Below are 10,433 nucleotides of genomic sequence, written 5' to 3' on the forward strand. Positions count from 1 at the left end.
TGTACACGCCCGAGGACCTGCAGCAGGTCCAGGACGAGTTCAACGGCCGCCCCCGGCAGACGCTACGCTGGCGCACGCCAACCGAAGCGTTCACCGAGCTTGTCGCATCGGCCGCCTGAAACCGCCCGGATCGACACGATGTGACATTCGGCCACACGCGTGTTGCGGCTAGGACGCGTCGAACGCCCGCGCCTTCAGCGACCGGACGATCCCCGCGCGTCCCTCGCTGATCAGCCGGCGCAGCGCGGGCGGATGCTCACCGGCGAGGAACTCGTCGGCCGCGGCGACGGAGGCCTCACTGATCGACCACGACGGGTACAGGCCCACGACGACGGTCTGCGCGACCTCGCTGGAGCGGCGCTCCCACACGCCCGGAGCGTCGGCGAAGTACCGCGCGACGAAGGGCTCGAGCAGCTCCGACTGGCCGGCCGGAGCGAAGCCGCCGATGATCGCGCGGGCGGTGATGTTCGGGATCGAGTCGTCGCCCACCACCGTGTCCCACACCTGTTCCTTGACGGCCTCCTGCGGGCGCGCCGCCCGCGCGGTGGCCGCCTGTCGTGCACCGGCGGCCGTCGGATCCCGCTCGGCCTCGGCGTCGATGAACGGCGACTCCACGCCCTCCGCGTCGATCTCCCCGGCCGCGGCCAGCGCCTGCACGATCCGCCACCGCAGATCCGTGTCGACGACCAGTCCGGCCAGCCCGACGCTGGAAGGCTCGGCGCCGAGCAGTTCCCCGAGCACCTCGGTGTGCCACGGCGCGAGCCGGGCCGTGGTCAACGCGTTGACGAACGCGAGCTGATGGTCCGAGCCCGGCTGCGCCTCGCGGGCCAGTTCCAGCAGCCGGTTCGCGTAGTCGTTCCAGCCTCGCTCGGCCGCCCAGCCGGGATCGGCGTAGCTGCCGAGGGCGGTGTGCGCCTGCATCAGCAGCCGCTGTACCACGCCGACCTCCGTCTCGGTCGCGACGCCGCGCTGGACCAGCGCCACGAAGTCGCGGGCCTTCAGCTCGGCCTGCCGGGTCATCTCCCATGCGGCAGACCATGCCAGGGTGCGCGGCAGCGGCTCGGCGATGTCGCCGATCCGGTCCATCAGCACCTCGAGCGACTGGGGATCGAGCCGCACGGAGCAGTACGTGAGGTCGTCGTCGTTGACGAGCACCAGCTTGCCGCGGCCGACGCCGACGAGCTCCGGCACCTCGGTGCGCTCGGTGGCGTCGAGGTCGATCTCGACGCGATGTGTGCGGAGCAGCTTGCCCGAACCGTCGTCGTCGTACACCCCGATCGCGAGCCGGTGCACCCGGCGTTCCCCGGCGCCGGGGTCGGCGCCCTCCTGGATCACCGCGAAGCGGGTGAACCGCCCGTCGTCGTCGACGTCGAAATCGGGGCGCAGGATGTTCAGCCCGGTGGTCTTGAGCCACTGCGCGCCCCACCCCGACAGGTCCCGGCCCGACGACTTCTCGAGGGCCGCCAGCAGGTCGTCGAACGTGGCATTGGCGAACGCGTGCTCACGGAAGTAGTCCCGCAGCCCCGCGAGGAACGGTTCCTCGCCGACGTAGGCGACGAGCTGCTTGAGCACGGACGCGCCCTTGGCGTAGGTGATGCCGTCGAAGTTGACCTCCACCGCCGCGAGGTCGGGGATGTCCGCGGCGATCGGGTGGGTCGAGGGGAGCTGATCCTGGCGGTAGGCCCACGACTTCTCGACGTTCGCGAACGTGGTCCACGCGTTCGTGTACTCGGTGGCACGCGACTGGCACAGCACCGAGGCGAAGGTCGCGAACGACTCGTTGAGCCACAGGTCGTCCCACCAGCGCATGGTCACCAGGTCGCCGAACCACATGTGTGCCATCTCGTGCAGCACCGTCTCGGCGCGACGCTCGTACGAGTAGCGGGTGACCTTGGAGCGGAACACGTAGTCCTCGAGGAAGGTCACCGCGCCGGCGTTCTCCATCGCGCCGGCGTTGAACTCGGGAACGAACAGCTGGTCGTACTTCCCGAACGCGTAGGGCATGCCGAAGTTCTCGTGGTAGAACCCGAAGCCCTGCTTGGTCTCGGTGAACAACCGCTCGGCGTCCATGAACTCGGCCAGGGAGGCACGGCAGTAGATGCCGAGCGGGATGGTGCCGTGCGCGTCGCTGTAGGTGTCGGTCCACTCGGTATACGGTCCGGCGATCAGCGCCACGAGGTAGGTGCTCATCCGGGGCGTGGTGCGGAAGACGTGCCGTCCGGGGTCGGCGGCGACGGTGTTCACCGTCGCGGCATTGGAGATCACCTTCCAGTCGGCGGGCGCGCTCACCGAGATGTCGAACCTGGCTTTCAGGTCCGGCTGGTCGAAGCACGCGAACATCCGCTTGGCGTCGGCCGTCTCGAACTGCGAGTACAGGTAGACCGCGCCGTCGGTGGGATCGACGAAGCGGTGCAGGCCCTCGCCGGTGTTGGTGTAGAGGCAGTCCGCCTCGACGGTCAGTTCGTTGCGCGCGGCCAATCCGCTCAGCGCGATCCCGCTCTCCTCGGTGTATCCGGAGACGTCGACGGGCTTGCCGTTGAGGGTGGCCGAGTGCACGGTCTGTGCGATCAGGTCGACGAAGGTCGACGCGCCCTCCGTGGCGTCGAACGTGACGGTGGTGGTCGAACGGAACGTGGTGGTTCCCGGAGCGCCCGCGCCGTCGGTCAGGTCGAGTTCGATGCGGTAGTTGTCGACGGTCAGGACCGCGGACCGCTCGGCCGCCTGCTCGCGGGTCAGATTCGGTGGTGCCACGGAAAACTCCTTCTCACGACGGGATGCGACTCGCCTGCCATCCCATCATGTGAGGGACCGGTTCACCCGGCGACCTCCGCGAGTGGCACCTCCGGATCGGAGAGCCGGTGGGGGTCGACGGATTCGCCGGAGGAGATCAGCGCGCGGATGTCGTCACCCGCGTCCCAGATGTTGACGTTCATCCCGGCGCAGACCCGCCCGGCCGCGTCGAGCCAGAACGCGAGGAACTGCCGGGAGTCGACGTCGCCGCGCGTGATCACCCGCGCGTCGCCGGGTGCGTGCCCGACGTACTCCATGCCGAGGTCGTACTGGTCGGTGAAGAAGTACGGCAGACGGTCGTAGGAGGCGGGCCGGCCCAGCATGGTGGCGGCCGCGACGTCGGGCTGGTGGAGCGCGTTCGCCCAGTGCTCGACCCGGATCCGGGTCCGGAGCAGCGGATGCTCGGCGGCGGCGATGTCACCGACCGCGACGATGTCCGGATCGCTGGTGGCCAGGGACGCATCGACCAGCACTCCGCCGTCCTCCGTCGCCAGTCCGGCGTCGCGGGCCAGTTCGACGTTGGGCGCTGCGCCCACCGCGAGGAGGACCGCGTCGGCCCGGATCTCGGTGCCGTCGCCGAGACGAAGCCCGCTCGCGCGGTTCTCGGCGGTGAGGATCTCCGACACCGTCGTCGAGGTGCGCAGGTCCACGCCGTGATCGCGGTGCAGCTTCGCGAAGACGGCTCCCATCTGCTCACCGAGCGCGGCGGACAGGGGCTGGGGGGCTGCCTCGACGACGGTGACGTCCGCGCCGTGCCCGCGCGCGCCGGCGGCGATCTCGAGACCGATCCAGCCGGCACCGACGATCGCCAGGTGCGCCGCCGGCCCCGCCTCGCGGCGGACGGCGGCAAGCAGCGCGTCGGACTGCTCGACGGTGCGCAACATGTGCACGCCCGCGGCGTCGACGCCCGGCAGCGGGATGCGCCGCGAGCGCGAACCGGTCGCGAGGGCGAGCTTGTCGTAGCGCACGGTGGAACCGTCGGGCAGCGTGACCGTGTGGGCGGCAGGATCGAGCGCGGTGACGGTGACGCCGAGTTCGACCTCGACCCGGTGGTCGCGGTACCAGTCACCGTGCTGCACGGTGAACTCCGCAAGCTGCTTCTTGCCGGCGAAGTAGTCCTTCGACAGTGGTGGTCGCTCGTAGGGAAGGTGTTCCTCCTCGCACAGGAGGAGGATCCGGCCGGGGAAGTCGCGGGCGCGCAACTGCTCGGCCGTCTTGGCCCCGGCGAGCCCGCCGCCGACGATGACGAAGAGTTTCTCGTTGGACATCGCGCATCCCCGTTCCGTGCGGCACCGGTTCCTCGACGGTACGTCGGCGACGGCGCGGGAACCGGCGGTTCGGGAAGAATTGGGCGACGGCCGACGTTGAATCGGACCGTAGTCCGATTTTCTGCAGCGAGGAGACCCCGTGAGCGACCCGATTTCGAAGGACACCGCCGACTTCTGGTTCGACCCGTTGTGCCCGTGGTGCTGGATCACCTCGCGCTGGATTCTGGAGGTGGCGCAGGTCCGCGACATCGAGGCGAAGTTCCACGTCATGAGCCTGGCCGTGCTCAACGAGGGCAAGGACGACCTGCCCGAGGTCTACCGCGAACTGATGACGCGGGCGTGGGGTCCGGTGCGGGTGGCGATCGCCGCGGCGCAGAAGTACGGCGACGAGATCCTCGAGCCGCTGTACACGGCAATGGGCACCCAGATCCACAACGAGGGCAACAAGGACTTCCCGGCGGTGATCGCCAAGTCCCTCGCGGACCTGGGCCTGGATCCGCACCTGGCGCAGGCCGCCGACACCGACGCCTACGACGAGGCGCTGCGCGCCAGCCACGCCGCCGGCATGGATGCGGTCGGCCCGGACGTCGGCACGCCGACCATCCACGTCAACGGCGTGGCGTTCTTCGGTCCGGTGCTCTCACGGATCCCGCGCGGCGAGGACGCCGGCCGGATCTGGGACGGGGTGGTGGCCATGGCGTCCTATCCCCACTTCTTCGAACTCAAGCGCACGCGCACCGAGGACCCGAGCTTCGAGTAGGCGCCTGCGGCGCCGGTGCGTCCTTTGGGCGGTTGCTGCCGCCCAAAGGACGCACCGGCAGCAGCGCTGCCTACTATCTGACGCATGCGCGTTTACCTGGGTGCCGACCACGCCGGCTTCGAACGTAAGAACCAGATCATCGAACATCTCACTGCCAACGGCCACGAGGCCGTCGACTGCGGCGCGTACGAGTACGACGCCCTCGACGACTACCCGGCATTCTGCATCGAGGCCGCTCGCCGCGTCGTCGCGGACGAGGGCAGTCTCGGCATCGTCCTCGGCGGCAGCGGCAACGGTGAGCAGATCGCCGCGAACAAGGTGCCGGGCGCCCGCTGTGCCCTCGCCTGGAGCGTGGAGACCGCCAAGCTGGCCCGTGAGCACAACAACGCGCAGCTCATCGGCATCGGTGGTCGCATGCACAGCCTGGAGGAGGCCCTCGCCATCGTCGATGCGTTCGTCGCCACCCCGTGGTCGGGGGAGGAACGGCATCAGCGGCGCATCGACATCCTGAGCGAGTACGAGAAGACCGGCGTGGCCCCGGAAGTTCCCGGCGCGCCGGCCTGACGAACGGAGCCTGATCCACCGTGCCGGAGGGACCAGCCCTGCACCGGCTCGCCCGGCTGCACCAGCGACGTTTCGCGGGTGCCTCGGTGCGGGTGTCGAGCCCGCAGGGCCGCTTCGCCGACGACGCGGCGCTCGTCGACGGCCGGGTGCTGCTCCGCGCCGAGGCGCTGGGCAAGCACCTGTGGCACCACTACGACAACGGCCTGACGGTGCACGTGCACCTGGGTCTGTACGGCTCGTTCACCGAGGCGCCGGTTCCGCTGACGGATCCGGTCGGTCAGGTACGGATGCGCATGGTCGGCGCCGAGTTCGGCACCGACCTGCGCGGTCCGACCGCGTGCGAGGTCCTCACCCCGGGCGAGGTGCAGGCGATCGCCGCGCGGATCGGTCCCGACCCGCTGCGGCGGGACGCCGAACCCGAACGGGCGTGGACGCGAATCACCAAGTCCCGCAGCGCTATCGGCTCGTTGCTCATGGACCAGTCCGTGATCTCGGGGGTGGGCAACATCTACCGCGCGGAGGTCCTGTTCCGGCACGGCATCCATCCGCAGCGCCCCGGCCGTGATCTCACCAGAGCCGAGTTCGACGCCGTCTGGGACGATCTCGTCGTTCTGATGCGGACGGGGGTGCGACGCGGCGCGATCCACGTCGTGCGGCGCGAACATGACCACGGCGCACCGGCTTACGCCAAGGGCCGTCCCCGGACCTACGTCTACCGGCGTGCGGGTGAGCCGTGCCGGTTGTGCACCACGCCGGTGCTGCACTCGGTCATGCAGGGCCGCAACCTGTTCTGGTGCCCCGCCTGCCAGGTGGGCTAGAAGTCGAACCCGCCGAAGTCCCCGCCGGCCCCGAAATCGCTCCCGCCGTAGTCACCACCGCCGTAGTCACCACCGCCGGCGTCGCCGTAGTCCCCGCCGTCCTGGCCGGCCTCGAGACCCTGGTCGTATCCGGAGTCGAAGCCCTGCTCGAAGGCCTGCGCGTCGTACGGCACCCCGGCCATGCCGGAGAACATAGCCGAGAACAGCAGCATCGATCCGACGCCCCACGCCCCGGCGACGAGGGCGGGCTTCCACCACGGCTCCGAGTACCAGCCCGCCGGCACGGGCCGGCCCGCGACGCGCCCGCCCGGGAAGTAGTTCGGGGTGCGCGACGAGGGGGCCGGTGAGGCTGCCACCGTGCGTCCCTCGAAGTCGATCTCGCGGTTCTCGGTCACGCGGCCGGCCGTCTGCTGGCCCTCGAGCGTGGGGATATCGGGACCGGGGTCCATGCCCATCGCGAGGCGGGCGGCCCGGATGTAGTACAGCCCCTCGAGAGCGGTCTGCTTGGCCAGCCGTGCCTGCACCGGTGTGCGGGACTGCTCGATCTGTGAGCCGGCGGCGTTGTAGCGCTCGGACGCATCGGCGAGGGCCTGCTTGGAGGCGGTGTCGGTGCCGGTGAGGTTGTAGATCTGGCCGCCGAGCCGCTCGATGGCCTGCCGGGCGTCGGCCTTCGCGTCGTCGAGTTCGTGGGCGCCACGCCCCGACTTCTTCCGCTGCGCCGCGGACACCAGGAACACGACGGCGACGAGGACGGCGACGATCAGCAGGAGTTCCACGGCGGTCCCTTCCGGCGGACTGGACGGTCACCGTCCAGCCTACCGGCGGGTCAGGCTTCGAGGACGGCGTGGAATCCGTCGCGCATGCAGTCGTCGAACACCTCGAGGTCGGGGATCGCCCCCGTGTCGAGGGTGAACCCGACGCAGCACGTGTGCAGATACGACATCAGGGTGACGTTGAACGCCGAGCCGAGGGTGGGGCCGAAGGCGTAGTACCGTTCCACCTTCGCGCCGGCGACGTACAGCGCCACCGGGGAACCCGGCACGTTGGAGGCGAGGAAGTCGACGTGCTTGAGCATCTCGCCGACGACGGCCGGGGGGAGCAGATTGAGGGGGGTGGCGAGGGTCTGCGCCATCGGCACCGCCGGCTCGTGGCGCCAGCCTTCGACGATCCTGTTCACCTCCTGCATGAGCGTGAGGGGGTCGTCGGAGCGCACGGGAAGCGGGAAACGCGCGAGGTTGATCCGGTTGCCGCCGAGGGTGTCCTGATCGGTGCGGATGCTCAGCGGCATCGTGACCCGCAGCTCGTCGACGTCGGATCCGTGGCGGTGGTGGTATTCGGCCAGGCCGACGAGGACGGCGGTCAGGAAGGCGCTGTTGAGGGTGGCGCCGCCGCGGTGGGCGGCGTCGCGCAGCCGGTCGAGCGGGACGTCGATCACGTGGAGCCGGCGGCTGAGGGTGCGTTCCGTCATAACCGGGGATTCGAGCCGCAGGATCGGGCGCAGGTAGCGGGCGACGGACGCCGCAACCCCCGCGGCGTTGCGGGCGGAACCGATCGGGTTGGTGACCACCGCCCGGGTGGTCGGCCAGATCGAGGCCAGCCCGCGGCCCGCGAGTCCGCGGAGCTGGGACCAGTCCCAGCCGATCGCCTCGGCGGCCAGGTCCAGGCTGTCCGGTGATTCCGGGGCGGGCGGTTCCGGGGCCGGATCGCGGGGCGTGCCGTCGCGGTCGAAGTCGACCAGCCGCGCGGTGATCTGCATACCGCCGATTCCGTCGGTGAGGGCGTGGTGCACTTTGATCAGCAGCGCGGCCTGACCGCCGGCGAGTCCGTCGACCACCGTCATCTCCCACAGCGGCCGGTCCTTGTCGAACGCGGCCATGGCCGTGGTCCGGGCGAACTCGAGGACGTCGTCGAAGTTCGCCGGCCCGGGAAGGGAGACCCGGCGCATGTGCCAGGACAGGTCGAAGTTCGCATCCGCGACCCATCGCGGCGGCGCAAGACCGAACGGCACCTCGACCACGCGATGCCGGAAGCTGGGCACCTCCCGGGTGCCGCGGTCCATCATCTCGCACAGACGGTCCCAGTCGGGTGAGGCGTCGAGCAGGACGACGGCCACGATCGTCGACCGGAGCGCGGGATCCTTCTCCATGCTCCAGGTGAGGTAGTCCGTCTGCTGCATGTGGCGGTCGGATGCGTTGCTCATCTCGGTAACTTCTCACACGGGCCGCCGCGACAGTCGGGTTTCGCTCCGGCCGCACCTCGAACCGGGACGGCATCACGGCCCGGCGCGGGAATCCGGAGCGGATACTCCGAACTCTAGGCGCCGGGCCGTGATGCCGATAGTGACTTTCGTCCGGGTTGTGAGTCCGTCAGGCGGCCGAGGTGGCGGCTTCCGTCCGTCGTCCGAGCCGCTGCAGAGGGCAGCGGTCGCTGCGGCTGCAGGCGTAGGTGGTGCCGGCGGCGAGGAGGGTGAGTGCCGCCGCGGTGATGCCGACGAGGGGGTGGATCTCCTGGGCGAGGATGACCGAGGACATGATCAGGACGAACCAGCCGAAGCCCTTGCGCAGCGCGTCCGGGTCGACCATGGCGGTCAGGCGGCCCCCGATGAGGCTGCCGACGACGGCGGCGCCGGTGACCATTGCCGCCAGGCGCCAGTCGATCTGCACCGTGGACAGGTAGCCGCCGAGGCCGGCGAACGACTTCATGGCGATCACGATCAGCGAGGTGCCGACGGCGATGGGCATGGGCAGGCCGCCGAGCAGGGCCAGGGCCGGCACGACCAGGAAGCCGCCCCCGGCGCCGACGAGGCCGGTGACCAGGCCGACGACCACGCCGTCGAGCAGGATCTTGCCGACCGGCATGGAGTGGGTGCCGTCCGGGCCCGTGGTCTTGTTCTTGCGGCCGCGGAGCATGGCGATGGCGGTGGCGATCATCATCGCGGCGAAGGCGAGCAGCAGGATGCTGCCGGGGATGAAACGCGAGAGCAGGCCGCCGGCGTAGGCACCGGCCATGCCGGCCAGGCCGAACAGGATGCCGGTGCGCCACTGGACGCGGCCTGCCCGCGCGTGGGAGATCGCGCCGACCGCGCTGGTGACGCCGACGACGAGCAGCGAGGTGGCGATGGCTTCCTTGGCATCCATGCCCGCGACGTACGCCAGCAGCGGGACGGTGAGGATCGAACCTCCGCCGCCGAGCAATCCGAGGGTGACGCCGACGAGGACCGCCAGCGCAACGGTCAGCGCGATCATGATCAGTTCCTTTCGGCCGTAGCGGTCTTCGAGTCGACCAGCTGGGCGACGATGGTCTGCGGATCACACGAGGCGCCGCGGTTGTAGGGCAGCTTGGAGAGCACCATGCCCATCGCGCAGGTGTTGGAGAGCGCGGCGAAGCTCAGGCCGCCGCCGACGCCGGCGGCGAGCCACTTGAGCTTGGGTACCGCGATGCTGCCGAGGACGGAGGTCAGCACGATGGAGCCGGCGACGAGGCGGACCTGGCGTTCGAGGTCCCATCGCTCGGTGCCGCGGTTGACGGTGAAGCCCTTGGCTTCCCAGCCCATCATGCCGCCCTCGAGGATGTGCACGTTGAACAGCCCGGCGGTGCGGAGAGTCTCCTCGGCCTGGGTGGCGCGCTGGCCCGACCGGCACACGAGGACGACGTTCTCGTCGAGGTGGGCGAGGAACTCGTCGCGGTGCTCGCGCAGCAGGTCCAGGGGGACGTTGTAGGCGCCGGGAATGTGCACGGACTCGAACTCGCCGGGCGTGCGGACGTCCACGACGCGGACGTTCTTGCCGGAGTCGAGGAGCTCGCGCAGGGCGGTGGGATCGAGGGTGGCGGGACTCGGCTCGGTCATGGGGGCCTTTCGGATCGGTGGTCGTGATCGCGGGGTGTGCGATCGGGCTTCGTGCATAAACCCCGGGGGGTATGTCCGCAGCAATGATAAGCATACGGGAGGGGGTATGTGCAAGGCGTGCCGGCGGGGTCGTGGCGGCGGTGCGACGTGCTTCGCCGGTATACCCCAGGGGGTACTTGACATACCCAGGGGGGTATATGTCAGGATGGGTCAACGCAGAACGCCACCGGTCTTGGTGACCGAGGAGAGGGAGATCCGAATGATTCTCGAGCAGTACTACATCGAGTGCCTGTCGCACGCGTCGTACCTGATCGGTGACGAGGGCACCGGCCGGGCGGTGGTGGTCGATCCGCGCCGCGATGTCACCGAGTACCTCGACGACGCCG

The 10,433-nt window shown here is 70.0% G+C and carries 9 protein-coding genes and 1 pseudogene; 4 read left to right on the forward strand and 6 right to left on the reverse strand.

What is annotated here, in order from left to right:
- Nucleotides 1-119, forward strand: a pseudogene (locus tag G6039_RS31535) (IS30 family transposase); the annotation flags it as partial.
- 49 nt (nucleotides 120-168) lie between these two features.
- On the opposite strand, the gene pepN reads toward G6039_RS31535, so the two are convergent.
- Together pepN and G6039_RS28660 are read right to left on the reverse strand one after the other, a co-directional pair.
- On the reverse strand, nucleotides 169-2,751 hold the full coding sequence (gene pepN, locus G6039_RS28655; protein ID WP_006930553.1) for an aminopeptidase N: 2,583 nt from the start codon (nucleotides 2,749-2,751) through the stop codon (nucleotides 169-171).
- A gap of 62 nt (nucleotides 2,752-2,813) precedes the next feature.
- Nucleotides 2,814-4,058, reverse strand: coding sequence for an NAD(P)/FAD-dependent oxidoreductase (locus G6039_RS28660; RefSeq protein WP_006930554.1), 1,245 nt, complete (start codon nucleotides 4,056-4,058; stop codon nucleotides 2,814-2,816).
- A 139-nt stretch (nucleotides 4,059-4,197) separates the two neighbouring features.
- On the opposite strand from G6039_RS28660, the gene G6039_RS28665 reads away from it, so the two are divergent.
- The 3 genes from G6039_RS28665 (at nucleotide 4,198) to G6039_RS28675 (ending at nucleotide 6,200) form a co-directional block, all read left to right on the forward strand.
- Nucleotides 4,198-4,818: a mycothiol-dependent nitroreductase Rv2466c family protein gene (locus tag G6039_RS28665; RefSeq protein ID WP_006930555.1), complete on the forward strand. Its 621-nt coding sequence runs from the start codon at nucleotides 4,198-4,200 to the stop codon at nucleotides 4,816-4,818.
- Nucleotides 4,819-4,902: 84 nt separating this feature from the next.
- A complete protein-coding gene (locus G6039_RS28670) occupies nucleotides 4,903-5,382 on the forward strand; it encodes a ribose-5-phosphate isomerase (RefSeq protein ID WP_029543077.1) in 480 nt (159 codons plus the stop codon).
- A 20-nt stretch (nucleotides 5,383-5,402) separates the two neighbouring features.
- Entirely contained in the window at nucleotides 5,403-6,200 is a 798-nt protein-coding gene (locus tag G6039_RS28675; protein WP_006930558.1) for an Fpg/Nei family DNA glycosylase, read from the forward strand.
- Here G6039_RS28675 and G6039_RS28680 read toward each other — a convergent pair.
- The 4 genes from G6039_RS28680 to G6039_RS28695 all read right to left on the reverse strand — a co-directional run bounded on the left by G6039_RS28680 (nucleotide 6,197) and on the right by G6039_RS28695 (nucleotide 10,047).
- Complete coding sequence (locus tag G6039_RS28680) at nucleotides 6,197-6,976, reverse strand: hypothetical protein (RefSeq protein WP_043797120.1); 780 nt, start codon at nucleotides 6,974-6,976, stop codon at nucleotides 6,197-6,199. The two genes, G6039_RS28675 and G6039_RS28680, sit on opposite strands and share 4 nt — an antisense overlap.
- Before the next feature lie 50 nt (nucleotides 6,977-7,026).
- Nucleotides 7,027-8,400 (reverse strand): wax ester/triacylglycerol synthase domain-containing protein, encoded by a 1,374-nt coding sequence (locus G6039_RS28685; protein WP_029543084.1) that lies wholly within the window; start codon nucleotides 8,398-8,400, stop codon nucleotides 7,027-7,029.
- Between the two features lie 166 nt (nucleotides 8,401-8,566).
- A complete protein-coding gene (locus G6039_RS28690) occupies nucleotides 8,567-9,445 on the reverse strand; it encodes a sulfite exporter TauE/SafE family protein (RefSeq protein ID WP_006930561.1) in 879 nt (292 codons plus the stop codon).
- 2 nt (nucleotides 9,446-9,447) lie between these two features.
- Complete coding sequence (locus G6039_RS28695; RefSeq protein WP_006930562.1) at nucleotides 9,448-10,047, reverse strand: rhodanese-like domain-containing protein; 600 nt, start codon at nucleotides 10,045-10,047, stop codon at nucleotides 9,448-9,450.
- Nucleotides 10,048-10,433 lie beyond the last annotated feature (386 nt).

Origin of the sequence: Rhodococcus aetherivorans, from assembly GCF_011058165.1 — a bacterium.
GTDB classification, from domain to species: Bacteria; Actinomycetota; Actinomycetes; order Mycobacteriales; family Mycobacteriaceae; genus Rhodococcus; species Rhodococcus aetherivorans.